This is a genomic window from Burkholderia sp. Bp8998 (genome assembly GCF_003854235.1).
GTDB lineage: Bacteria > Pseudomonadota > Gammaproteobacteria > Burkholderiales > Burkholderiaceae > Burkholderia.
Genome location: NZ_QTQF01000018.1, coordinates 91,555 through 114,970 on the forward strand (window position 1 = coordinate 91,555; position 23,416 = coordinate 114,970).

The window sequence follows — 23,416 nt, forward strand, 5'->3', positions numbered from 1 at the left end:
AATCCGGCACGTGAACTGTCCCCTTGCATCCAAATCCGGGTAAATCCCTATCCCGCATCATCTTGTAAACAAAGGCTTTCCCGCTACTAAAACGCTTGCCTGGCAAGGCTTCCGAGGTTCTTCACATCGCTAATACCAGTTCGTTGACTGGTATTATGGTGGTTATATAATGCGTTCACTTTCGACGGTCCGAGATCGTCGTCCGACACCCGGAGGCACATGGAAACCGGCTGGTCCGAACTGGCGCCCGATCCCCTCGACGACACGCCGCTGTATCTGCAGCTCGCCCGCAACCTGACGAGCGCGATTCATGCCGGCGCGTGGCGGGCCGGCGAGGCGCTGCCGTCGGAGCGGCTGCTGTCGGGGTCGGTCGGCGTGTCGAGGATCACGGCCCGCCGTGCGCTCGCGCTGCTGGTCGAGCAGGGGCTGATCAAGCGGGCGCGCGGCGCGGGCAGCTTCATCACGCCGCGGGTGGCCGATCCGCTGTCGCGTCTCGTCGGCTTCACCGCGAAGATGCAGCAACGCGGCTTCGTGCCCGATTCGGTGTGGCTGTCGCGCAAGCTGCGCGCCGCGAGCCGCGACGAGATCACGCATCTCGGCCTCGCGCCGGGCGCGACGGTCGCGCGGCTCGAACGGCTGCGCCGCGCCGACGGCATCGTGATGGCCGTCGAGCATTCGACGCTGCCGGCCGCGGTGGTGCCGGATCCGCGGGCGCTTGGCGCGTCGCTGTACGAATACCTCGACGCACGCGGGATGACCGTCGTGCGCGCGCTGCAGCACTTTCGCGCGGCGAACGCGACGCACGAGATCGCGAAGTGGATGGCGGTGAAGCCGGGCTCGGCCCTGCTCGTGATCACGCGCATCGGCTACGGCGCCGACCAGCGCGCGATCGAAGTGACCGAAACGTATTGCCGCGACGATTATTACGACTTCGTCGCCGAACTGAAACGCTGACGCGCGAGACTGCCCGCGCGTTACGCGCAACGGAACGCAACGCAACGGATTTGCAAATCGCGACGCGGATGTCCGCGTCACCGGATCATCAAGAGAAACGTCATGCTGACTGGCAACATCCTCACCCCCGACGGCTGGATTCACGGCTCGCTCGGCAGCGAGAACGGCCGCATCACCACGCTCGACGGCACGCCCGCCGATCCCGCGAAGAACGACGCGCCGTACATCCTGCCCGGCTTCATCGACCTGCACGTGCACGGCGGCGGCGGCGCCGACGTGATGGAAGGCGGCGACGCGATCGAGACGATCGCGCGCACGCACGCGCAGTTCGGCACGACGAGCCTGCTCGCGACGACGATGACCGCGCCGCGCGACGAATTGATGCAGGTCGTCGCGAACCTCGGCACCGTCGCCCGCACCCGCTCGGCCGGCGGCGCGCGCGTGCTCGGCGTGCACCTCGAAGGGCCGTACATCAACCCCGGCAAGCTCGGCGCGCAGCCGGACGCGGCCGTGTCGGCCGTGCTCGACGAAGTGCTCAAGTACCTGTCGATCGCACCGATCCGCGTCGTCACGCTCGCGCCGGAAATCGCCGGCCACATCGAGATCATCGGCGAGATGGCCGCGCGCGGCGTGCGCGTGCAGCTCGGCCACTCGCTCGCGACCTACGACGACGCCGTCGCCGCGCTCAAGCACGGCGCGTGCGGCTTCACGCACCTGTTCAACGCGATGTCGCCGCTGCATCACCGCAACCCGGGCCTGGTGGGCGCCGCGCTCGCGCATGCCGAGTACGCGGAAATCATCCCCGACCTGCTGCACGTGCATCCGGGCGCGATTCGGGCGGCGCTGCGCGCGATCCCGCGCCTGTACGTCGTGACCGACAGCACGTCCGCCACCGGCATGCCCGACGGCGAATACCGGCTCGGCAGCCAGCACGTGACCAAGTGCCTCGGCGGCGTGCGGCTCGCCGACGGCACGCTCGCCGGCTCCACGCTGACGATGGACCAGGCGCTGCGCAACCTCGTGTCGCTCGGCCTGCCGATCGCCGACGTGTCGAACCGGATGTCGCGCTATGCGGCCGACTACCTCGGCGTCACCGATCGCGGCCGCCTCGAGCGCGGCGCATGGGCCGACCTCGTCGTGTTCGATCGCGACCTGAACCTCACCGCGACCTACGTCGAAGGAGAATCGATTGTCGAATATGCTTAACGAAGCGCGCGAGTCCGCCCAGGTCGTCGCCGCGCAACTCGCCGACACCACGCGCGTCGAAGCGCTCGCCGGCCAACTGCTCGATCACCCGCCGGCCGTCGCGCTGACGGTCGCGCGCGGCAGCTCGGATCACGCCGCCAGCTATTTCGCGAGCCTGACGATGAGCCGCCTCGGCGTGCCCGTCGCGTCGCTGCCGATGTCGGTCGCGACGCTGCAGCAGGCGCAGCTGAAGGTGCAGGACCAGCTCGCGCTCGCATTCTCCCAGTCGGGCCAGAGCCCCGACCTCGTCAATACGATGGCCGCGCTGCGCGAAGCCGGCGCGCGCACCGTCGCTGCCGTGAACGTGCTGCCGTCGCCGCTCGCCGACGCGTGCGAGCATCAGTTGCCGCTGCTGGCCGGTCCCGAACTGTCGGTCGCCGCGACCAAGAGCTATATCGCGATGCTGTCGCTGTCCGCGCAGATCGTCGCGTACTGGCAGCGCGACGCCGCGCTGATGACGGCATTGCGCGGCCTGCCCGACACGCTCGCGCAGGCCGGCCGGCTCGACTGGTCGCCGGCCGTCGCCGCGCTCGCGGACGTCGAACGGATGATCGTGATCGGCCGCGGCCTGGGCCTCGCGATCGCGCAGGAAGCCGCGCTCAAACTGAAGGAAACCTCCGGCATCCAGGCCGAGGCATTCTCGAGCGCCGAAGTCCGTCACGGCCCGATGGAGCTGATCGACCGCGACTATCCGCTGCTCGTGTTCGCGCCGCCGGGGCCCGAGCAGGCCGGGCTGCTGCAGCTCGCGCAGGACATGCGCGCACGCGGCGCCGCCGTGCTGCTCGCGGCGCCCGCCGGCACGCCCGGCGCGACCTTGCCGCTCGCGCAGTCCGCCCATTCGGCGCTCGACCCGATCGCCGCCATTCTTTCGTTCTACGTGATGGCGGCGGATCTCGCCGTCGCACGCGGCCGCAATCCCGACACGCCGCGCCACCTGAACAAAGTCACCGAAACGCACTGAAAGCCGAGACCGCCGATGAGACGCGCCGAGGAGTCCCAGTTGAACAGTTCCACCCATGATCAGATCGTCCTGCTCAGCCCCTTGACCGGGCCGATCGTCGCGCTGGCCGATGTGCCCGATCCGGTGTTCTCCGGCGGGATGTTCGGCGACGGCATCGGCATCGATCCGCTCGCGGGCAAGCTCGTCGCGCCGTGCGCCGGCGTCGTGTCGCATCTCGCGCGCACCGGCCATGCGGTGACGATCACGACGCCGCAAGGCGCGGAAGTGCTGCTGCACATCGGCATCGACACCGTCGAGCTGAACGGGCAGGGCTTCACCGCGCGCGTCGAGGCCGGCGCGCGTGTCGAAGCGGGCGACCCGCTGATCGAGTTCGACCAGGACGCGGTCGCGCGCAGCGCGCATTCGCTGGTCTCGGTGATCGCGATCGCGAACTCCGACGCGTTCGACGTCGTCGAGCGCGCGAGCGGTTTCGCGACGGCCGGCGAGACGCCGCTCCTGACGCTGCGCGGCAAGGGCGAAGCTGCCGCGCAGGCGGCGCAGGCCGGCGCCGCGGCGATGAACGAAGTGCGCCGCGCGGTCGTGCTGACACAGCCGGGCGGCCTGCATGCGCGGCCGGCCGCACGGGCGCGCGAAGCCGCGCGCGGGCTCGATGCACATGTCGAAGTGCATTTCGATGGCCGCAAGGCGCCGATCGCAAGCGTGGTCGGCCTGCTCGGCCTCGGCGCCGGCGAAGGCACGACGATCGAGCTGGTCGGCCGCGGCGCGCACGCGCAGCAAGCCGTCGATGCGGTCGAGCATGAACTGCTGCGCGAAGCGCACGGCGAAGTCGAGGAGAAACCGGCGCGCCTGCGTTCACCCGCGCCGCAGACCGTCGTGCACAGCACCGGCGCGATGCTCGATCCGAACACGCTCGCGGGCGTCTGCGCGGCACCCGGCATCGCGGTCGGCACGCTGGTGCGTCTCGACGATGCGGACATCGTGCCGCCCGAACAGGCGGCCGGTACGCCCGCGTCGGAAAGCCGCCGGCTCGACGAGGCGTTGAAGACGGTCGACGCCGAACTCGGCGAAACCGTGCGCAACGCATCGGCGCGCGGCGCGGTCGGCGAGGCGGGGATCTTCGCGGTGCATCGCGTGCTGCTCGAAGACCCGACGCTGGTCGACGCGGCGCGCGACCAGATCAGCCTCGGCAAGAGCGCGGGCTTCGGGTGGCGCGCGACGATCCGCGCGCAGATCGACACGCTGTCGAAGCTCGACGACGCGCTGCTCGCCGAGCGCGCGGCCGACCTGCGCGACATCGAGAAGCGCGTGCTGCGCGCGCTCGGCCACACGAGCGGCGCGACGCGCACGCTGCCCGACGAGGCCGTGCTTGCCGCCGAGGAATTCACGCCGTCGGACCTGTCGTCGCTCGATCGCCAGCGCGTGACCGCGCTCGTGATGGCGCGCGGCGGCGCGACGTCGCACGCGGCGATCATCGCGCGCCAGCTCGGCATTCCGGCGCTCGTCGCGGTCGGCGATGCGCTGTACGCGATTCCGGACGGCACGCAGGTCGTCGTCGATGCGAGCGCGGGCCGTCTCGAACACGCGCCGACCGCGCTCGACGTCGAGCGTGCGCGCCACGAACGCCAGCGCCTGGACGGCGTGCGCGAAGCGAACCGGCAGCAGGCGCGCGAAGCCGCCGCGACGGTCGACGGCCGCGCGATCGAGGTTGCCGCGAACATCGCGACGCTCGACGACGCGAACACCGCGGTCGACAACGGCGCGGATGCGGTCGGCCTGTTGCGCACCGAGCTGATGTTCATCCATCGCCAGGCCGCGCCGAGCGTCGTCGAACACCAGCAGAGCTACCAGTCGATCGTCGACGTGCTGCAGGGCCGCACCGCGATCATCCGCACGCTCGACGTCGGCGCCGACAAGGAAGTCGACTACCTGACACTGCCGCCCGAACCGAACCCGGCGCTCGGCCTGCGCGGCATCCGCCTCGCGCAGGTGCGCCCCGATCTGCTCGACGATCAGCTGCAGGGCCTGCTCGCGGTGAAGCCGTTCGGCGCGGTGCGCATCCTGCTGCCGATGGTGACGGATGCGGGCGAGCTCGTGCGGCTGCGCAAGCGCATCGACGAATTCGCGCGTGCACAGGGCCGCACCGCGCCGATCGAGGTCGGCGTGATGATCGAGGTGCCGTCGGCGGCGCTGCTTGCCGACCAGCTCGCGCAGCACGCGGATTTCCTGTCGATCGGCACCAACGACCTGACGCAGTACACGCTCGCGATGGACCGCTGCCAGGCCGATCTGGCCGCGCAGTCCGACGGCCTGCATCCGGCCGTGCTGCGCCTGATCGACATCGCGGTGCGCGGCGCCGCGAAGCACGGCAAGTGGGTCGGCGTGTGCGGCGCGCTCGGCGGCGATCCGCTCGCGGTGCCGATCCTCGTCGGCCTCGGCGTGACCGAACTGTCGGTCGACCCGGTGTCGGTGCCGGGCATCAAGGCGCGCGTGCGCCGTCTCGATTACCAGCTGTGTCGGCAGCGTGCGCAGGATCTGCTCGCACTCGACTCGGCACAGGCGGTAAGGGCAGCAAGCCGCGAGGTCTGGCCGCTCGACTGAACGTCGACGGCGGGCACGCGGCCCGTTTCACTACGAAAGCAATTAGGTCAACGACGCTTAATGACGAGACATGGATTGGAGGACTGAATGGACGGGAATCCGTTTCTGAAGATACAGGGCCTGGGCCGGGCACTGATGCTGCCGATCGCGGTGTTGCCGGTTGCCGGCATCCTGCTGCGACTCGGGCAGCCGGACGTGTTCAACATCAAGATGATCGCCGACGCCGGCGGCGCGATTTTCGACAACCTGCCGCTGCTGTTCGCGATCGGCGTGGCGGTCGGCTTCGCGAAGGACAACAACGGCGTGGCGGCACTCGCGGGCGCGATCGGCTACCTGATCGAAACCGCGATCATGAAGGACATCGATCCCAAGCTGAACATGGGCGTGCTGTCCGGGATCATCGCGGGCGTGGTCGCGGGCTTGCTGTACAACCGCTACAAGGACATCAAGCTGCCCGACTACCTCGCGTTCTTCGGGGGCAAGCGGTTCGTGCCGATCATCACCGGGCTCGTGTGCGTGGTACTCGGCATCGTGTTCGGATACGTATGGCAGCCGGTCCAGCATGTGATCGACGCGGCCGGCCAGTGGCTGACGACGGCGGGCGCGATCGGTGCGTTCGTGTTCGGCTTCCTGAACCGCCTGCTGCTCGTCACGGGCCTGCATCACATCATCAACTCGCTCGCATGGTTCGTGTTCGGCAACTTCACGCCGCCGGCCGGCGGTGAGCTCGTGCACGGCGACCTGCACCGCTTCTTCGCGGGCGATCCGACCGCGGGCACCTTCATGGCCGGCTTCTTCCCGATCATGATGTTCGGCCTGCCGGCCGCGTGTCTCGCGATGCTGCACGAAGCGCCGAAGGAGCGCCGCGCGATGGTCGGCGGCCTGCTGTTCTCGATGGCGCTCACGTCGTTCCTGACGGGTGTGACCGAGCCGATCGAATTCAGCTTCATGTTCCTCGCGCCGGTGCTGTACGTGATCCACGCGGTGCTCACGGGGCTGTCGCTCGCGATCTGCCAGATTCTCGGCGTGAAGCTCGGCTTCACGTTCTCGGCCGGCGCGATCGACTACGTGCTGAACTACGGGCTGTCGACGAAGGGCTGGATCGCGGTGCCGCTCGGCATCGCGTACGGCGTCGCGTATTACGGGCTGTTCCGCTTCTTCATCCGCAAGTTCAACATGGCGACGCCGGGCCGCGAGCCGGCCTCGACCGACGCGGCGACCGAGTCGTACGCATCGGGCGGCTTCGTCGCACCGGCGGCCGGTGCCGCGGCCGCAGCACCGCGCGCGCAGCGCTACATCGCCGCGCTCGGCGGCGCGGGCAACCTGACGGTCGTCGACGCCTGCACGACGCGCCTGCGCCTGACCGTCGTCGATCCGGAAAAGGTGTCGGAGCCGGAACTGAAGTCGATCGGCGCGCGCGGCGTGCTCAAGCGGGGCGGTAGCAGCGTGCAGGTGATCATCGGGCCCGAGGCGGACATCATTGCCGACGAGATGCGTTCGGCGATCGGCAGCGGCGCGGCCGGTGCGGCGGCGACAGCCACGGTCGCGGCTGCGCAGCCGGTCACGGGCGCGGCGGCCGGCCCGCTCGATCCGGATCCGCTGCGCTGGCTCGCGGTGTTCGGCGGCGCGACCAACGTCGCGTCGCTCGACGCGATCGCGACCACGCGCCTGCGCGTCGTCGTGCGCGACGCATCGGCGGTCGATCGCGACCGACTCGGCGCGCTCGATGTCGCGTGGGTGTCGCCGGACACGTTCCACATCGTGTGCGGCAACACGGCGGCACGCTATGCGGAACAACTCGGCGCGCGCCTGACGTCGACGGGCGGCGGTGCGGCCCCGCAACCGGCCTGATCCGGCATGATGCGATGAGACAGGCCCGGTCCGCGTAGCGGGTTCGGGCCATCAGTCGGTAAAACGAAAACGGCTTGCGATGCGTCGCAAGCCGTTTTTCATTGGCGGGGCGTGTGCGCGAGGCATTCATCCGCATTGCGTACCGCTTGCGCGGATCCGCCGTTCATCCCGTCAACCGCTCACGGGTTCGTCAGCGTGAAGGTCGGCTTCCGGTAGCCGATGCCGGCCCGGTCGAGCTTCGGCAATTCGCGTTGCGTGAGCAGCGTCGCGAAACCGGCCCAGTCGCGCTGCAGCGCGGCCAGGTCGACGTGATGGGTGTCGCCGCGCTTGAAGCGCACGCCGGCCGCATACGGCAGCTCCCAGTCGGCCCGGTGCCACGCACGTTCGGCGAGCGCGAGCAGCCGCGGATAGGCCATGTATTCGAGGAACGTGTCGTTGCGCATCACCTCGCCCCAGGCCTGCCCCTGCATGCCCTCGATGCGCGGCGCGGGGCCCGTGCCCGTCGCTTCGAACGCGTTGCCGTCACGATCGCCCATCACTTCGGCGTTCTGCGGCAGGTTCTCGGGCGCGAGCGAGAACACCTTGTACTCGTCCGTCGCGTGCGAGCCCCAGTAGTAGCCGCGCTCGCGCGGGTTGAGCGTGTACGGGAAGTCGAAGTACAGGTAGTCGGGCAGCGCGAGCACCGTCTGGTAACCCTTGCCGCTCAGGTCACGCGCGCTGTCCGACGCGCCCCAGAAGATGGTGTCCCACAGCGATACCATCACGTGGTGCGTGCTGAAGTCCTGCGGTCCGTTCGCATGCTTGATGCCGTCCTGCCACGCGGCCATCGTGTCGATCCCGTTCGCGCTGACCGCCGCGCTCACCTGTTTCGCGAAGCGCGTCGGCAGTTCGTCGATCGACTTGATCTCGCCGCGCTGGAGCAGCGCCGTGCACGCGGGCGAACGCGCCCACGGCTTGTCCTGCGCGGCGAGATCGATGCGCCCCTTGTTCGGGTCGGTACCGTTCAGCTGCTGGAAGCCGGCGCCGAGGAAGATGTTCTTCGCTTCGTCGCCGCCGTAGTGCCAGATATGCAGCGGCGCCTGCGCGTCCGCATGCATCGCCGCGATCTCGCGGATCACCTTCGACGCGAAATTGAGCGCGCCCGGCACGCACGGGTTCAGGTCGCTGCGCCGGTCGTAGAACTGCACCGTCGTCAGGTTCGTCGTGTCCTGCGGATCGAGCAGCCGGTACGCGTTCGCTTCCTGCTCGCGGCCGGCCGCATGCAGCCGGCGATAGCGCGCTTCCATCGTCACGACGGCCGCGCGCGCATGCGCGGGCATGTCGATCTCGGGGATGATCTCGACGAAACGCGTGGCCGCGTAGCGCACGAGCGCCACGTAGTCGTCGCGCGTCAGGTAGCCGCCGCCCGAGCGGTTGTCGGGGCCCGAGCCGAGCTGCGGCAGCAGGCAGCGCGTTTCGCTCGGGTCGTGACAGCGGCGTGAGCCGATCCCGGTCAGCTCGGGCAGGCCGGGAATCTCGATGCGCCAGCCTTCGTCGTCCGACAGATGCAGGTGCAGGCGGTTGAGCTTGTACGCGCTCATCTGGTCGACCAGGCGGCGCAGCGTCGCCGGGTGCTTGAAGTTGCGCGCGAGGTCGACATGCATCCCGCGATGCGTGAAGCGGGGCGCATCCTCGACGAGCATCGCCGGGATCGGGCCGCCGCCGGCGGGCGCGAGCGAGTAGAGCGTCTGCACGCCGTAGTAGAGGCCCGCGCGATCGTAGCCTTCGATCAGCACGCCGCGCGGCCCGATCGCGAGCCGGTACCCGCCCGGCGTCGCGATGTCGGCCGGCAGCCGGCGCGGTGCAACGGCGCCGCGGACCGGCACGCGCACGCCGTCAAGCCCGAGTGTTGTCGCGCGTTCGCGCAGCGCCGCGACCTGCGCGTCCGGCAGGTCCGGCAGCGCGAGCTCGACGCCGCGCAGGTCGAGCGTGCCGGGCAGCGGCTGCTCGCGCTTCACGCTCGGCAGTGCGCGGCTCGCGTCGGGGCGGGCCGCGACGGGCGGCGCGTTGCCCGTCGAGTTGTTCTGCGCGTCGGCCGGCAGCGATTCGACATAGCGGAGCTCGTCGTCGGTGTCGTTGTAGCGGAGCACGGCGGGCGGCGCGCCGTCGACGACGACATACGGGCGCGGAATCACGTCGCTGTAGCGCAGCAGCCAGTATTCGGCGACGAACGGCAGCTCGATGCGTTCGCCGGGTGCGAGCCGTACCGATCCCGGCTGCGGCGTCAGCTCGTACAGGTCGCCGGTGAGCCGCCGCAGCGCGAAGCCCGGGCGATCGATCCGCAGCAGCCGGCGGATGCTGTGCAGGTAGAGCTTCCAGCCGCCGTCGGCGATCGGCTGGTGGCCGCGGTTCTGCAGGAACAGGCGGCCCGTCGCGCAGGCCGCGCCATCCGCGCCGAGATCGGCGCACGGCACGCCGGCCGCGGCCGCGTGATTGTTGTCGACGGCGACGCGCAATGCGAGGCCGTTCGCCAGCAGGGCCGCGAGATCGGCCGGCTGCATGGCGGGCGGGGCGATCCTGCCGGTGGTCGCGCCGGCAGCGGTTTGCGCGGTCGCGGCGCAGCTCGCGGCCGGCAACAGCGCCGCGATCAGCAATCCGGTCAACAGGGAGGGCAACGTGCTTTTCATTCGAACTCCTGAAAAAAAGGGGGCGTAGCGGCATCGTGGAACGACGTCGCTGCGGTCGGGTCTTTCAACGGAGCTGCGGGGACACCAGCGCGCGGCGCGAGGCGTTCGCGCCGTGCGTGTTCGACACGCGGATCGCGTGCGTTACGGAACGGGAGGCGGGCAAGCGTGCCGATCGGATCGGCGAGCGCACGTCGGCGGGTTCATCGGCGATGGGCGATGGCCGCCGCGGCGTCGATGCGGCCGTCGTCGGCGGGAAACGACCGACCGGACCGATCGTCCGCGACCGCAACCGCAGCGGCGAGCGCCGCCACCCGGCGGCCGGCGGCTGCGCGCAAACGACGACGCGGCGCGCAGGCGCGCGCCAGACACGGGACTCGCATGTCTCCCCCACCGAAAATGGATTCGGCCTGTCAGCGGCCGTGTCCAAAGATCTTATGAAACCTTTTATTGGTATTCAAGTGGTATCAATCTGGCGCTAAATTGGCATCGACGCACGCGGCCTGTCCGGCTGGGCGGGACGAAAAAAAACCTCGCGTGAAGCGAGGTTCGTTCCCGACGGCGGCGGGGCGATCCGCCGCCGCGCATGCGTCAGTCGCGGCGTGCGCGTGCCGGCGCTTCCTGCGGCTTCTGCCGCGCTTCGAGCCACATCGCGTTGATGATGCCGAACGACAGCGCGACGCCGATACCGAGAATCCAGCTGAAATACCACATGATCCGACTCCTTGCGAAACGGTGGGCGAGGGCGCGTGCGCGCCCCGGCCGGGTTCAGTACATCGAGTGCTTGTTCTCTTCGAGCGACTGATGCGTGACCTTGCCGCGCATCACGCGATACACCCAGCTCGTGTAGAGCAGGACGATCGGCAGGAACACGATCACCGCGAACAGCATCACCTGCAGCGTCATGTGGCTCGACGTCGAATCCCACACGGTCAGGCTGCTGCGCGGGTCGAGCGACGACGGCATGATGAACGGGAACATCGAGAAGCCCGCGGTCAGGATCACGCCGGCGATCATCAGGCCGGTGCAGAAGAACGCCGTCTTTTCCTGCTTCGAGCCGGCGAGCAGCAGTGCGAGCAGGCCGCCCGCGATTCCAACGACCGGCGCCGCGATCATCCACGGATACTCGCCGTAGTTCGCGAGCCACAGGCCCGAGCCGGCGGCGACGTCCTTCAGCAGCGGGTTCGCGACCGTGTCGGTCGGCGCGGCGTGCGTGATGTGGAAGCCACCGATGGTCGACGCGATCAGCACGCCGGCCAGCACGAACAGCACGACCGCGAGGAGCGCCGACACGCGCAGCGCGATCGACGCGCGGCGCGCGATCGCGCCGTCGGTCTTCATCTTGATGAATGCGGCGCCGTGCGCGACGAGCATCGTGAGGCTGACGAGCCCGCAGAGCAGCGCGAACGGGTTCAGCAGCGCCCAGAAGCCGCCGTAGTAGGTCACGCGCAGGTCGCTGTCGAACTTGAACGGCACGCCCTGCAGCAGGTTGCCGAACGCGACGCCGAACACCAGCGCCGGCACGAAGCCGCCGACGAACAGGCCCCAGTCCCAGCCCGCGCGCCAGCGCGGGTCGGGCCGTTTGCTGCGATAGTCGAAGCCGACCGGCCGGAAGAACAGCGCGAACAGCACGAGCAGCATCGCGAAGTAGAAGCCGGAGAACGACGCGGCGTAGACGAGCGGCCACGCCGCGAACATCGCGCCGCCGGCCGTGATCAGCCACACCTGGTTGCCTTCCCACGTCGCGCCGACCGTGTTGACGATGATGCGGCGTTCGTCGTCGGTCTTGCCGAGGAACGGCAGCAGCGCGGTCGCGCCCATGTCGAAGCCGTCGGTGACGGCGAAGCCGATCAGCAGCACGCCGACGAGCAGCCACCAGATCAGCTTGAGAGTTGCATAGTCCATAGCGATTCCTTGTTCCGTTGCGGGGGCGTGCTCAAACCGCGGCACGCTCGCCGGCTGCGGCGAGTTCGTGGTGATAGCGGCCGGTATGCAGCGACGACGGGCCGAGGCGCGCGTACTTGAACATCAGCTTGATCTCGATGACGAACAGCGCGGTATAGAACAGGATGAAGCCGGCGAGGCTCAGGTACAGGTCGCTCGGCTGCAGGCTCGACGCCGACAGGTGCGTCGGCAGCACGCCCGCGATCGTCCATGGCTGGCGGCCGAGCTCGGCGACGATCCAGCCGAATTCGATCGCGATCCACGGCAGCGGGATCGCCCACACCGCGTAGCGGAGGAACCAGCGGCGGTTGTCCTGCAGCAGTTCGCGGCGCGCGCAGAACCAGAACGCGGCGACGAACGTCGCGACGAACAGGAAGCCGAGGGCCACCATGATCCGGAACGAGAAGAACACGGGCGCGACCGGCGGGATCGTCTTCTTCGCGGCGGCCTTGATCTGCTCGGGCGTCGCGTCCGTCACGTTCGGCGTGAACTGCTTGAGCATCAGCCCGTAGCCGAGATACTGCTTGTGCTGGTCGAACAAGGCGCGGGTCGCCTCGCTCGTGTCACCCTGCTTGATCTTCTGCAGCGCGCCGTACGCGACCATCCCGCTCTGGATGTGCTCCTCGCTGTGCTGCGCGAGCTCGCGCAGGCCGATCACCGGTTCGTCGATCGAGCGTGTCGCGATCAGGCCGAGCGCGTACGGGATCTTGATCGCGTAGTCGGTGCGCTGCTCCTCCTGGTTCGGGATGCCGATCAGCGTGAACGACGCGGGCGCCGGTTGCGTTTCCCATTCGGACTCGATCGCGGCGAGCTTCATCTTCTGCACTTCGCCGGTCGTATAGCCCGATTCGTCGCCGAGCACGATCACGCAGAGCGTCGCCGCGAGGCCGAAGCCGGCCGCGACCGCGAACGAGCGCAGCGCGAAGTCGACGTCGCGCTTCTTCAGCAGGTACCACGACGACACGCCGAGCACGAACATCGCCGCCGACACGTAGCCGGCCGACACGGTGTGGACGAACTTCACCTGCGCGACCGGGTTGAACAGCACGTCGAACAGGCTCGTCATTTCCATGCGCATCGTCTGGTAGTTGAACTCGGCGCCGACCGGGTTGTTCATCCAGCCGTTCGCGACGAGGATCCACAGCGCGGACAGGTTCGAGCCCAGCGCGACGAGGAACGTGACCATCAGGTGCTTGACCTTCGACAGGCGGCTCCAGCCGAAGAAGAACAGGCCGACGAACGTCGATTCGAGGAAGAACGCCATCAGGCCCTCGACCGCGAGCGGCACGCCGAAGATGTCGCCAACGTAGTGCGAGTAGTACGACCAGTTCGTGCCGAACTGGAATTCGAGCGTGATGCCGGTCGTCACGCCCATCGCGAAGTTGATCCCGAACAACTTGCCCCAGAATTGGGTCATGTCCTTGTAAACCTGTTTGCCGGTCATCACGTAGACGGCTTCCATGATGACGAGCAGCCAGGACAGGCCGAGCGTCAGCGGCACGAACAGGAAGTGGTAGAGCGCCGTGATGCCGAACTGCAGACGCGACAGATCGACGACTTCGCTACTTATCATGGTGGTCTCCCTCGGTGGATGCAGGCGCCGGCACCGAGAGCAGCTTCTCGGCGACGACGGCAGGCGGCAGCGACATGTGCTCAGCCTGCGGATGATTGAAGAATGCGTATTTGAGCGACATCAAGAGAACCAGCTTGACGATCAGCACCAGCGCGATGTCGCGGGCGAAGGTCGGCCCGCGAGCCCACGCGGCAATGCGCGCGCGCCAGCCGGGCGTGCCGGCGGCCTGCGGGGGAGGTGGCGCAGGCTCTTTATTGATCGAGATCAAGGTGATTATCCTGAATCGATTTACATCGGGTTTGGGGCGACTTTACGTCGGATTTATGACGGCAGTTAAGCTGTTTTAATCCTTTTAAGCCGACATGCCAATTTTAAAATGCCGGCTTTCCGATGCCGAGTGCTGCGCTGCGGCAGACCGTCGCGAAGCGCGTGTCGAAACTTGAGGCAGATCAAGGTTATGCGGAAGGGGCCGGAATTCTCCCGATACCCGATCAATAAGGTCGATTAATAAGCGAAGCGCGCGGCGAAACGACAGACGAAAAAAAACCGCTGCCGGTCGGGCAGCGGTTTTGGGTGAAGCGCTCTAAATCGCGGATTTATGCGTATTCGGCGAGTGCGGTGCGCATCTTCTTCATGGCGCTCGCTTCGATCTGGCGGATGCGTTCGGCCGACACGCCGAACTCGGCCGCGAGGTCGTGCAGCGTCGAGCCGCCCGAGCCGTCGTCGTCGACGTTCAGCCAGCGCGCCTCGATGATTCGGCGGCTGCGTGCGTCGAGCGCCTCGAGCGCCTGCGCGATGCCGTCCGTCTGCAGCATGTCGCGCTGACGCGCGGCGAGCACGGCGGTCGGCTCGTTGTGCGAATCGGCCAGGTAGGCGATCGGCGCATACGACTCCTCGCCGTCTTCCACTTGCCCTTCGAGCGCGATGTCGCCGCCCGACAGACGCGTTTCCATTTCGGTCACGTCTTCGCGCTTGACGTTGAGCTCCTGCGCGAGGCCGTCGATTTCCTCGGGCGTCATCGCCTGCATGCTCTTCTTGTGGCTGCGCAGGTTGAAGAACAGCTTGCGCTGCGCCTTCGTCGTCGCGACTTTCACCATCCGCCAGTTGCGCAGGATGTACTCGTGGATCTCGGCCTTGATCCAGTGGATCGCGTACGACACCAGGCGCACGTTTTGCGCCGGGTCGAAACGCTTCACCGCCTTCATCAGGCCGATGTTGCCTTCCTGGATCAGGTCGCCGTGTGGCAGGCCGTAGCCGAGATAGTTGCGCGCGATCGACACGACGAGGCGCAGGTGCGACAGCACGAGACGGCGAGCCGAGTCGAGGTTGTTGTCGTCGCGGAATTCGGTCGCGTACTGGCGTTCCTCTTCGGCACTCAGCAGCGGGATCCGGTTCACGGCCTGGATATACGCGTCGATGTTGCCAAGCTGGCCCGGCAACATCGATTGAGTTGCGAGCGCCAGCGAGCCTGCCGATTCGGCCTTGGCCGGCGTCGGGCTCAGGGTGTTCGGAAGGGTCAGGGCGTGGCTCACTAAAAAACTCCTTTGGAATCAGGGACAAACCCCTGGTCTCGGATGAGATTCCGGGGCCCATCTTAGCACTCCCGTAATCCGAGTGCTAATTCCTTAGAGGGCGCGTGGCCATCCGAGTTCCCGATTTTCTATCGAACATGTCGAGTCGATAGTCTAATTTGCGACCGGGCTGACCGAAGGAAGTTCCGTAAACCGTTGTTTCTGATAGTAATCGGTAGACGGTTTCGATTTTTGTAGTTTTGGAAGCAAACAATTTCGCTTCGTGATGCCGATCCGAAAAGTCCTTTACCATACCATTCAGTTCGCTCGGGCCGGCCGTTGCGGCAAGGCTCCATTCAACCCGCAAAGTTGGAGTGTCAGATGAACAATAAGAAGAATCGCCGGCCCCATAGCCGGCTTGCGCTGCATGCGCTGCTGGCGGCGTCGCTGCTGGGCGGATCGGGGGCCGCATTCGCGGATCGGTGGGGGATCCGGGCCGGCGGCGGATTTTCCGATCGCCACGGGATCGACACGGCCGATCTCGGCGTGGTGTGGGATCCGGGCTGGAACTGGTGGGAAATCGGCGGCTGGCACTTCGCGTTCGTGATGGAAGGCAACGTCGGCTACTGGCACACGGGCGGCAACGTCCACGCCAACCTCGGGGAGATCGGCGCGACGCCGATGTTCCGTTTCATCAAGAGCGCGGGCCAGGTCCGCCCGTTCATCGAGGCCGGCGCCGGCATCCGGTTCCTGACGCATCCGACGATCTCGCACAATCTGTCGCTGTCGACGTCATTCCAGTTCGCGGACGTCGTCGGCGTCGGCGCGCAGTTCGGAGAACGCCAACAGTATCAGGTCGGTTATCGTTTTCAACATGTGTCTAACGCGGGTATCAAAGAGCCGAATCCTGGTATAAATTTCCACCAGTTCTACGTGCAGTACAACTTCTGATCCGCACGTCCGCGCACGGCGGGCGCGCTGCCGAGGAGTCAGGCGATGGCGAAGGTGGTCGATGCGATTCGCGCACTCGAGCGCGATCGGTTCCGGGCGATGGTCGACGGAGACGGCGAGGCGCTCGATGCGCAATTGTCGGACAAGGTGTTCTTCGTGCACACCAATGGCAAACGCGAAACCAAGCAGCAGTTCATCGACGCCATCGTCGCCGGCCGCCGCCGCTATCGCCAGATCGAAATCCAGTCGCAGGACCTGCTGCCCGTCGGTGATGCAACCTGCGTCGTCACCGGGCGCGCGTTGATCGAGATGGAAACGAATAACGGCGGTCTGGTGTTTCCGATCGCCTATACCGCCGTTCACACCCATGAGCAGGGCCGGTGGCGCCTGCTCGCGTGGCAGGCAACGCGGTGCGCGACCGAGACATGAGCGCGCGTGGCGCTCGTTTTCATGTCCCGACCGAAGCGGCCTCCTGGGCCGCTTTTTGCTGGCCCGTGCGGCGCGGATCGCGCGGCGCACGGGCGGTCACGCACCGCTCGCTGTCGTTGGAACCCTGAATCGAGACCTGGCGGTCAGGCCGCCGCGCGGTGGTCGGCGCAATGCCAGGCCGAGCGGTTGATCGCGCTGACGACCGCATCGAGCGCGGCGCTCGCCGCATCGTCGTGCACCCCGACGCCATGCCGCAACGGCGCATCGCCGACCCGGCAGCCGACCGATACCGCGATCCGGCCGTCCGTCGTGCGCGCGTGCTCGCACGAGGCAACGTCGATCGTCGCGCCGGCCGCCGTCGCGAAGGCCGCGGCCACGCGCCGGACGGTGTCTTCGGGCGTCGCGCCGGCCGGCGGCGGCCCGGCGACGTCGCGGTTCTGCCAGCGCGCGCCGTCACCGTGGCGCTCGGCCGGGCCGTCGGTCTCGAAGAATTCGCGGGCGAACAGCGCGCAGATCGCGTCGCCGGTCACTTCCTCGCCCGACGCATCGGCAAGCGTCTGCACCGCGTGGCTGAATTCGATCTGCACGCGGCGCGTCGGCGTGAAGCCCATCCCGCGTTCGAGCAGGAACGTCGCGCCGCCCTTGCCGGACTGGCTGTTCACGCGGATCACCGCGTCGTAGCTGCGGCCGAGGTCGGCCGGGTCGATCGGCAGGTACGGCACTTCCCACACCGCGTCGGGGCGCTGCTGCGCGAAACCCTTGCGGATCGCATCCTGGTGCGAGCCGGAGAACGCCGTGAACACGAGGTCGCCCGCGTACGGATGGCGCGGATGTACCGGAATCTGGTTGCAGCGCTCGACCACGCGGCGCACCGCGTCGATGTCGGAGAAATCGAGGCCCGGGTCGATGCCCTGCGTATAGAGGTTGAGCGCGAGCGTGACGAGGTCGACGTTGCCGGTGCGCTCGCCGTTGCCGAACAGGCAGCCCTCGATGCGGTCGGCGCCCGCGAGCAGCGCGAGTTCGGCGGCCGCGACCGCGGTGCCGCGATCGTTGTGCGGATGCACCGACAGCACGATGCTGTCGCGATACGCGAGGTTGCGGTCCATCCATTCGATCTGGTCGGCGAACACGTTCGGGCTCGCGGCTTCGACGGTCGCCGGCAGGTTGACGATCATCTTGTGATCGCGGGTCGGCCGCCACGCCTGCGCGACCGCGTCGCACACTTCGCGCGCGAACGTCAGTTCGGTCATGCTGAAGGTTTCCGGCGAGTACTGGTAGGTCCAGTGCGTGTCCGGGCGGGCCGCCGCGTGTTCCTTGATGAGTCGCGTGCCCTCGACCGCGAGCGCCTTCACGTCGTCCTTCGACATCCCGAACACGATGCGCCGGAACGACGGGCAGATCGCGTTGTACAGGTGCACGATCGCGCGCGGCACGCCTTCGAGCGCGTCAAAGGTGCGTGCGATCAGGTCTTCGCGCGACTGCACGAGCACTTCGATCGTCACGTCGTCGGGAATGCGTTTGTCGTCGATGAGCTTGCGGACGAAATCGAAGTCGGTTTGCGACGCCGACGGAAAACCGACTTCGATCTCCTTGAAACCGATGGCGACCAGCATGTCGAAGAATTCCAGCTTCTGCTCGATGCTCATCGGCTCGATCAGCGACTGGTTGCCGTCGCGCAGGTCGGTGCTCATCCACACCGGCGCACGCTCGATGGTGCGGGTCGGCCAGCGGCGGCCATGGATGCGGACGGGTTCGAACGGACGGTACTTGTCTTGCGGGTTGCGCTTCATCTTCTGGGCCTCGGGTCTCAAGTCGCGAGCGAAGACGGGCGGCATGGGCGACGGTTGGCGCTGCCTCGCACCGTGGCGCCGGAAACGCGCTGCGGATGCGGATGATCTTCGCGAATCGACCGACGGATAGACGGACGAATGCTGACGACTTCGGGTTGTAAAAACTGCGAGAAGGGTGCTGCGAGGAACTGCAGGGAGGGACCGTGCGGACAGCACACGGCGCTAAGACAGCCTTAGGCTAGTCGTAGCGATAGCGACCGCGTTAGGCGGCCGGAGGTAATTCGGAGGGTGTTCGGAAAGGAACGCATGACGACAACTCTATGCCAGGATGCGTGCGCGTGTCAAATGGTCGGTTGAAAGGCCGGTGCGAAAGCGTGCCGGCCCGGGGATACCGGTCACGCCGCGAGCCGGGCGATCCGCACGATCGTGTCGACCTGCCGCGCAAGCGTATCGGGCACCGGAAGGTCGCCGCGCAGCACGGCGTCCGTCCACGCGGCCGTGGTCGCCGCGTCGCGCGATTCGGGCAACGCAACGGGCGGCGCGTCGCTCGACGAGCGCTCGGGCTCGATCAGCGTGTCGCACACGCCGTCGTGCAGCCAGTCGACCTGCACCTGGCGCCGCGTGTCGGCCACCGCTTCGCCTTCGGTGCCGCGCGCGAGCAGCGCACCGCCGAGCGCGGCGTCCGGATGATCGCGGAACAGCTGCGCGAGGCTGTCGCGGTACGGCGGATGCGTGTAGTTGACGAGCCGCAGCCCGGCCGGCGCGAACGGCTGCAGGATCTTCACGAGCGTGTGCGTGGAATTGCGCACGCCGAGCACGCCGCGCAGCGACAGCAGATGCGCGATGCGCGGCGCCAGCGCAGCGATCGGTGCGAACGCGACGCGGCGCTCCGCGAGCGTGTCCTCGATCGCGTCGTGCGACGTCGACGGCGCCATCGACAGCGCCGAGAAGATCTCCGCGCTCGTCACGCGGCCCGGATCGCGCTCGACGCCGTGCACGAGCACCGGCACGCCTTCGCGCGCGAGCAGCAGCGCGAGCAGTGGCACCAGGTTCGGCTGCTTGCGCGCACCGTTGTAGCTCGGGATCGACACCGGCCGGAACGCGGCATCCTGCACGTGCACGGGTTCGAACGATGCCTGCGCGGCGGCGAGCATCGCGGCCAGTTCGTCGGCGCTTTCGCCCTTCAGGCGATACGCGATCAGGATCGCGCCGAGTTCGACGTCCGACACACGCGCGTCGAGCATCGCGCGATAGAGTTCGAACGTGTCTTCGGCGGACAGCGCGCGGGCGCCGTTCGGACCGCGGCCGATTTCCTTGATGAAGCGGGCGCAAGGGAACGGCGAGGCTGCGGAGTCGTGGGGATGGGTCATCGGGGCATGGGGCGGGCGGCCGGCATCGGGCCGCGCGGTGAGCGGTAAGGAATGCCCCGAGTATCGCACGGGCGCGGCTCGCCCAAGCGCGGCCGCGCGCCGCCGCCGCGCGGCGCGCTAAACTCGGGTTCCCGGCGGTGCCGCGCGTACGCCGCAGGCCCCGTTGCCGGCCGGATACGACCAAAAGAGAGACATCCCATGAAGCTCTACAGCTATTTCCGCAGTTCCGCGTCGTACCGCGTGCGGATCGCCCTGAACCTGAAGCAGCTGCCGTACGACACGATCCCCGTGCATATGCTGCGCGACGGCGGCGAGCAACTGAAGGACGCCTACCGTGCGGTGAACCCGGATGCGGTCGTGCCGACGCTGATCGACGGCGACGCCACGCTGCAGCAATCGCTCGCGATCATCGAATATCTCGAGGAAACGCATCCCGAACCGGCGCTGTTGCCGAAGGCGCCGGCCGACCGCGCGTATGTGCGGGCGATCGCGCTGCAGGTCGCCTGCGAGATCCATCCGCTGAACAACCTGCGCGTGCTCAAGTACCTGAAGCACACGCTGAAGGTGCCCGAGGAAGCGAAGAACGAATGGTACCGGCACTGGATCGAGGCGGGTTTCGCCTCGCTCGAGACGCGCCTCGCGAACGATCCGCGCACCGGCACGCTGTGCTTCGGCGACACGCCGACGCTCGCCGATATCTGCATCGTTCCGCAGGTGTTCAACGCGAACCGTTTCTCGATCGACACGACACGCTTTCCGACGATCCAGCGGATCGCCGATCATGCGTCGACGCTCGATGGGTTCAAGGCCGCCGAGCCCGGCGTGCAGCCCGACGCCGAATGACGCCGAATGACGCCGAATGACGCCACGGGGCCGCCGGCTGACGGCTGGCGGCGCATGAAAAAGGGCGCCCGAAGGCGCCCCGTGCGGTCCGGCTCGGCGGCGTTCAGCCGAGCAGCGCGTCCGCGAATTCCACCGCGCTGAACGGCTGCAGGTCCTCGACCTTTTCGCCCACGCCGATGAAGTAGACGGGCACCGGGCGCTGCCGCGCGATCGCGGCGAGAATCCCGCCCTTGGCGGTACCGTCGAGCTTCGTGACGATCAGGCCCGTGAGGCCGAGCGCATCGTCGAATGCCTTCACCTGCGTGAGCGCGTTCTGGCCCGTGTTCGCGTCGATCACGAGCAGCACCTCGTGCGGTGCGCCGTCGTGTGCCTTCGAGATCACGCGCTTCACCTTCTTCAGCTCTTCCATCAGGTGCAGCTGCGTCGGCAGGCGGCCAGCCGTGTCGGCCATCATCACGTCGATCCTGCGCGCGCGCGCGGCGCTGACCGCGTCGAAGATCACCGCGGCCGGGTCGCCGCTTTCCTGCTGGACGACCGTCACGTTGTTGCGCTCGCCCCAGACCGCCAGCTGTTCGCGCGCGGCCGCGCGGAACGTGTCGCCCGCGGCCAGCAGCACCGACTGGTCGAAGCTCTGCAGGTGCTTCGCGAGCTTGCCGATGCTGGTGGTCTTGCCCGCGCCATTCACGCCCGTGATCATCATCACGAGCGGCTGCGCGCGGCCGAGCATCAGCGATTTCTCGAGCGGCTTCAGCAGTTCGACGAGCAGGTCGTGCAGCGCGCCCTTCACCTGCTGCGGATCGGTCAGCCGGCCCGCGCGCACCTTCTCGCGCAGCGCGTCGAGCAGGTACTCGGTCGCGTCGACGCCGGCGTCGGACATCAGCAGCGCGGCTTCGAGTTCCTCGTACAGATCCTCGTCGATCTTCGTGTTGACGAACACGCCGGTGATGCTGGAGCCCGTCTTGGCGAGCCCGGACTTCAGGCGTGCGAGCCACGATTTCTTCGCGGAAGCGTCCTGCGTCGGCGGCGGCACGATCTCGACCGCTTCGACGACTTCATCGCTGCCGTCGTTGGTCGGCGTGACCGTCATCACGACGGCCGGCGCGGCCTGTTGCGGCTGCGCGGGCGCTTGCGGGGCTTCGAGCGCCTGGCGGGGCTCGGGGGCGGGCGCGTCGGACGGCTCGTCCGGTTGCTGCGCGTCGGTCGATTGCGATTCCGCGGAGTCGGGCTCCTGCGTTTTCTTGAATCGTTTGAAGAAGCTGAACATGGTCTGACGTCGGGAAGAGGGCGGGGCGCCGCCAGGGCGGAGCGCCGGAGAGGCCGTCGCGTGTGCGCACGGCGGCCGAAACCGTGCATTTTATCAGTGCGGCGAGGCACTCGCGTCAGCCGGTGCCGCCGCTGTGGTAACGTGCGCCTGTTTGGCGGTGCGCCCGCGTGCGTACCCGGTCCCTCCGTCGTCGATATTCCGTATGTCCCGTTCCTCTTCCGGCCGCCCGGCGGCCCCTTCCAGCCGCGGCAAGCCGCACACGATCCGCATCATCGGCGGTGACTGGAAACGCACGCCGCTCGCCGTGCTCGATCTCGACGGCCTGCGGCCGACGCCCGATCGCGTGCGCGAGACGCTGTTCAACTGGCTCGGCCAGGATCTCGAAGGCCGGCGCTGCCTCGACCTGTTCGCGGGCACCGGCGCGCTCGGGTTCGAGGCCGCGTCGCGCGGCGCGACGAGCGTCGTGATGGTCGAGCGCCACCCGCGCGCGGCGCAGCAGCTGCGCGCGATCAAGGACAAGCTCGGCGCACGCTCGGTCGAGGTCGCGGAAGCCGACGCGCTGCGGCTCGCGGCCGGGCTGACCCCGGGTGCATTCGACTTCGTGTTCCTCGATCCGCCGTTCGGCGAGCCGGCCGTGCTCGATCGCTCGATCGCGCTGGCGGCGCCGCTCGTCGCGCCGGATGGCGCGCTGTACGTCGAGACCGGGGCGGAACTCGACCCGGCCGCCCACGAAGCGCTGGCCGGCTGGCAGGTGGTGAAGCACGGCAAGGCCGGTGCAGTTCACTATCATTTGCTGCGGCGCGAAAATGATGAATAATGCGCGTTCCATACGAGGCGGCGCACCGCAAAGGCGACGCATGCCCATCTCGGCAGTGGCGTGCGCGTCGCACGGCTGCCACCCCGTTTGCGTGATGACAGGAGGAGCGACATGGTAGTCGCCGTGTATCCCGGTACGTTCGATCCGCTGACGCGCGGGCACGAAGACCTCGTGCGGCGTGCGTCGAGCATTTTTGATACGCTGGTGGTCGGTGTGGCCGACAGCCGCGCGAAGAAGCCGTTCTTCTCGCTGGAAGAACGGCTGAAGATTGCGAACGAGGTGCTCGGCCATTATCCGAACGTGAAGGTGATGGGATTCAAGGGCCTGTTGAAGGACTTTGTCCGCACCAACAACGCGCGCGTGATCGTACGCGGCCTGCGTGCCGTGTCCGATTTCGAATATGAGTTCCAGATGGCAGGGATGAACCGCTATTTGCTGCCCGACGTCGAGACGATGTTCATGACGCCGTCCGATCAGTACCAGTTCATCTCGGGGACGATCGTGCGCGAAATCGCGCAGTTGGGCGGCGATGTCAGCAAGTTCGTGTTCCCGTCCGTCGAGAAGTGGCTGACCGAGAAAGTCGCAGCGATGGGAGGCCCGGCCGCGTGACGCGGTGCCGGCCGGTTTCGTCGCGAAGCCGGCCGCCGGCCTG

Annotated in this window: 20 protein-coding genes; 11 read left to right on the top strand and 9 right to left on the bottom strand. The window is 67.8% G+C overall.

All coding sequences use genetic code 11. The annotated features are described in order from the left end of the window. Positions 1-219: 219 nt before the first annotated feature. From DIE06_RS19190 to nagE, 5 genes are all read left to right on the top strand, one after another. A complete protein-coding gene (locus DIE06_RS19190) occupies positions 220-954 on the top strand; it encodes a GntR family transcriptional regulator (RefSeq protein WP_124662706.1) in 735 nt (244 codons plus the stop codon). Between the two features lie 102 nt (positions 955-1,056). Further along, positions 1,057-2,160, top strand: a complete 1,104-nt coding sequence (gene nagA, locus DIE06_RS19195; protein WP_124662707.1) for an N-acetylglucosamine-6-phosphate deacetylase — start codon at positions 1,057-1,059, stop codon at positions 2,158-2,160. Further along, the gene (locus DIE06_RS19200; RefSeq protein WP_124662752.1) at positions 2,153-3,160 is read left to right on the top strand and encodes an SIS domain-containing protein; all 1,008 of its coding nucleotides are present in this window, start codon (positions 2,153-2,155) and stop codon (positions 3,158-3,160) included. The genes nagA and DIE06_RS19200 overlap by 8 nt, the downstream gene beginning before the upstream one ends. Positions 3,161-3,175: 15 nt before the next feature. Continuing rightward, on the top strand, positions 3,176-5,758 hold the full coding sequence (gene ptsP, locus DIE06_RS19205; protein WP_124662708.1) for a phosphoenolpyruvate--protein phosphotransferase: 2,583 nt from the start codon (positions 3,176-3,178) through the stop codon (positions 5,756-5,758). 87 nt (positions 5,759-5,845) lie between these two features. Further along, positions 5,846-7,609, top strand: coding sequence for an N-acetylglucosamine-specific PTS transporter subunit IIBC (gene nagE / locus DIE06_RS19210; protein WP_124662709.1), 1,764 nt, complete (start codon positions 5,846-5,848; stop codon positions 7,607-7,609). Positions 7,610-7,788: 179 nt separating this feature from the next. Here nagE and DIE06_RS19215 read toward each other — a convergent pair whose 3' ends face one another. After that, positions 7,789-10,275 (bottom strand): family 20 glycosylhydrolase, encoded by a 2,487-nt coding sequence (locus tag DIE06_RS19215; RefSeq protein ID WP_124662710.1) that lies wholly within the window; start codon positions 10,273-10,275, stop codon positions 7,789-7,791. Between the two features lie 116 nt (positions 10,276-10,391). On the opposite strand from DIE06_RS19215, the gene DIE06_RS19220 reads away from it, so the two are divergent. Continuing rightward, positions 10,392-10,754, top strand: coding sequence for a hypothetical protein (locus tag DIE06_RS19220; protein ID WP_260433651.1), 363 nt, complete (start codon positions 10,392-10,394; stop codon positions 10,752-10,754). 109 nt (positions 10,755-10,863) lie between these two features. Here DIE06_RS19220 and cydX read toward each other — a convergent pair whose 3' ends face one another. The 5 genes from cydX to rpoH form a co-directional block, all read right to left on the bottom strand. After that, positions 10,864-10,986, bottom strand: a complete 123-nt coding sequence (cydX, locus tag DIE06_RS19225; RefSeq protein WP_124662711.1) for a cytochrome bd-I oxidase subunit CydX — start codon at positions 10,984-10,986, stop codon at positions 10,864-10,866. A gap of 54 nt (positions 10,987-11,040) precedes the next feature. Then, complete coding sequence (gene cydB, locus DIE06_RS19230; protein ID WP_124662712.1) at positions 11,041-12,177, bottom strand: cytochrome d ubiquinol oxidase subunit II; 1,137 nt, start codon at positions 12,175-12,177, stop codon at positions 11,041-11,043. Between the two features lie 31 nt (positions 12,178-12,208). Continuing rightward, positions 12,209-13,789, bottom strand: coding sequence for a cytochrome ubiquinol oxidase subunit I (locus DIE06_RS19235; protein WP_124662713.1), 1,581 nt, complete (start codon positions 13,787-13,789; stop codon positions 12,209-12,211). Then, complete coding sequence (cydP, locus tag DIE06_RS19240) at positions 13,779-14,057, bottom strand: cytochrome oxidase putative small subunit CydP (protein ID WP_124662714.1); 279 nt, start codon at positions 14,055-14,057, stop codon at positions 13,779-13,781. Before cydP ends, DIE06_RS19235 begins: the two co-directional genes overlap by 11 nt. 328 nt (positions 14,058-14,385) lie before the next feature. Continuing rightward, positions 14,386-15,321, bottom strand: coding sequence for an RNA polymerase sigma factor RpoH (gene rpoH / locus DIE06_RS19245; RefSeq protein ID WP_124662715.1), 936 nt, complete (start codon positions 15,319-15,321; stop codon positions 14,386-14,388). A gap of 360 nt (positions 15,322-15,681) precedes the next feature. On the opposite strand from rpoH, the gene DIE06_RS19255 reads away from it, so the two are divergent. After that, complete coding sequence (locus DIE06_RS19255; RefSeq protein WP_124662717.1) at positions 15,682-16,251, top strand: acyloxyacyl hydrolase; 570 nt, start codon at positions 15,682-15,684, stop codon at positions 16,249-16,251. A 45-nt stretch (positions 16,252-16,296) separates the two neighbouring features. Beyond that, the gene (locus tag DIE06_RS19260; RefSeq protein WP_124662718.1) at positions 16,297-16,680 is read left to right on the top strand and encodes a nuclear transport factor 2 family protein; all 384 of its coding nucleotides are present in this window, start codon (positions 16,297-16,299) and stop codon (positions 16,678-16,680) included. A gap of 143 nt (positions 16,681-16,823) precedes the next feature. Here DIE06_RS19260 and leuA read toward each other — a convergent pair whose 3' ends face one another. Next, positions 16,824-18,470 (bottom strand): 2-isopropylmalate synthase, encoded by a 1,647-nt coding sequence (gene leuA, locus DIE06_RS19265; protein WP_124662719.1) that lies wholly within the window; start codon positions 18,468-18,470, stop codon positions 16,824-16,826. A gap of 395 nt (positions 18,471-18,865) precedes the next feature. Then, positions 18,866-19,840, bottom strand: a complete 975-nt coding sequence (ybiB, locus tag DIE06_RS19270) for a DNA-binding protein YbiB (RefSeq protein WP_124662720.1) — start codon at positions 19,838-19,840, stop codon at positions 18,866-18,868. A 198-nt stretch (positions 19,841-20,038) separates the two neighbouring features. Between ybiB and maiA the strand changes: the two genes are divergently transcribed. After that, the gene (maiA, locus tag DIE06_RS19275) at positions 20,039-20,683 is read left to right on the top strand and encodes a maleylacetoacetate isomerase (protein ID WP_124662721.1); all 645 of its coding nucleotides are present in this window, start codon (positions 20,039-20,041) and stop codon (positions 20,681-20,683) included. A gap of 103 nt (positions 20,684-20,786) precedes the next feature. Here maiA and ftsY read toward each other — a convergent pair whose 3' ends face one another. Beyond that, complete coding sequence (gene ftsY / locus DIE06_RS19280; RefSeq protein WP_124662722.1) at positions 20,787-21,947, bottom strand: signal recognition particle-docking protein FtsY; 1,161 nt, start codon at positions 21,945-21,947, stop codon at positions 20,787-20,789. A 202-nt stretch (positions 21,948-22,149) separates the two neighbouring features. Here ftsY and rsmD point away from each other — a divergent pair, with 202 nt between their 5' ends. Beyond that, the gene (rsmD, locus tag DIE06_RS19285; RefSeq protein ID WP_124662723.1) at positions 22,150-22,764 is read left to right on the top strand and encodes a 16S rRNA (guanine(966)-N(2))-methyltransferase RsmD; all 615 of its coding nucleotides are present in this window, start codon (positions 22,150-22,152) and stop codon (positions 22,762-22,764) included. Between the two features lie 111 nt (positions 22,765-22,875). Further along, positions 22,876-23,373, top strand: coding sequence for a pantetheine-phosphate adenylyltransferase (gene coaD, locus DIE06_RS19290; protein ID WP_006398238.1), 498 nt, complete (start codon positions 22,876-22,878; stop codon positions 23,371-23,373). The last annotated feature ends 43 nt before the right edge of the window (positions 23,374-23,416 follow it).

Excerpts from the sequence above, each read along its gene's own strand:
- DIE06_RS19190 (WP_124662706.1), top strand. The coding sequence starts at position 220 with ATGGAAACCGGCTGGTCCGAACTGGCGCCCGATCCCCTCGACGACACG.
- nagA (WP_124662707.1), top strand. The coding sequence starts at position 1,057 with ATGCTGACTGGCAACATCCTCACCCCCGACGGCTGGATTCACGGCTCG.
- DIE06_RS19200 (WP_124662752.1), top strand. The coding sequence starts at position 2,153 with ATGCTTAACGAAGCGCGCGAGTCCGCCCAGGTCGTCGCCGCGCAACTC.
- ptsP (WP_124662708.1), top strand. The coding sequence starts at position 3,176 with ATGAGACGCGCCGAGGAGTCCCAGTTGAACAGTTCCACCCATGATCAG.
- nagE (WP_124662709.1), top strand. The coding sequence starts at position 5,846 with ATGGACGGGAATCCGTTTCTGAAGATACAGGGCCTGGGCCGGGCACTG.
- DIE06_RS19215 (WP_124662710.1), bottom strand. The coding sequence starts at position 10,275 with ATGAAAAGCACGTTGCCCTCCCTGTTGACCGGATTGCTGATCGCGGCG.
- cydX (WP_124662711.1), bottom strand. The coding sequence starts at position 10,986 with ATGTGGTATTTCAGCTGGATTCTCGGTATCGGCGTCGCGCTGTCGTTC.
- cydB (WP_124662712.1), bottom strand. The coding sequence starts at position 12,177 with ATGGACTATGCAACTCTCAAGCTGATCTGGTGGCTGCTCGTCGGCGTG.
- DIE06_RS19235 (WP_124662713.1), bottom strand. The coding sequence starts at position 13,789 with ATGATAAGTAGCGAAGTCGTCGATCTGTCGCGTCTGCAGTTCGGCATC.
- DIE06_RS19255 (WP_124662717.1), top strand. The coding sequence starts at position 15,682 with ATGAACAATAAGAAGAATCGCCGGCCCCATAGCCGGCTTGCGCTGCAT.
- DIE06_RS19260 (WP_124662718.1), top strand. The coding sequence starts at position 16,297 with ATGGCGAAGGTGGTCGATGCGATTCGCGCACTCGAGCGCGATCGGTTC.
- leuA (WP_124662719.1), bottom strand. The coding sequence starts at position 18,470 with ATGAAGCGCAACCCGCAAGACAAGTACCGTCCGTTCGAACCCGTCCGC.
- ybiB (WP_124662720.1), bottom strand. The coding sequence starts at position 19,840 with ATGACCCATCCCCACGACTCCGCAGCCTCGCCGTTCCCTTGCGCCCGC.
- maiA (WP_124662721.1), top strand. The coding sequence starts at position 20,039 with ATGAAGCTCTACAGCTATTTCCGCAGTTCCGCGTCGTACCGCGTGCGG.
- ftsY (WP_124662722.1), bottom strand. The coding sequence starts at position 21,947 with ATGTTCAGCTTCTTCAAACGATTCAAGAAAACGCAGGAGCCCGACTCC.
- rsmD (WP_124662723.1), top strand. The coding sequence starts at position 22,150 with ATGTCCCGTTCCTCTTCCGGCCGCCCGGCGGCCCCTTCCAGCCGCGGC.
- coaD (WP_006398238.1), top strand. The coding sequence starts at position 22,876 with ATGGTAGTCGCCGTGTATCCCGGTACGTTCGATCCGCTGACGCGCGGG.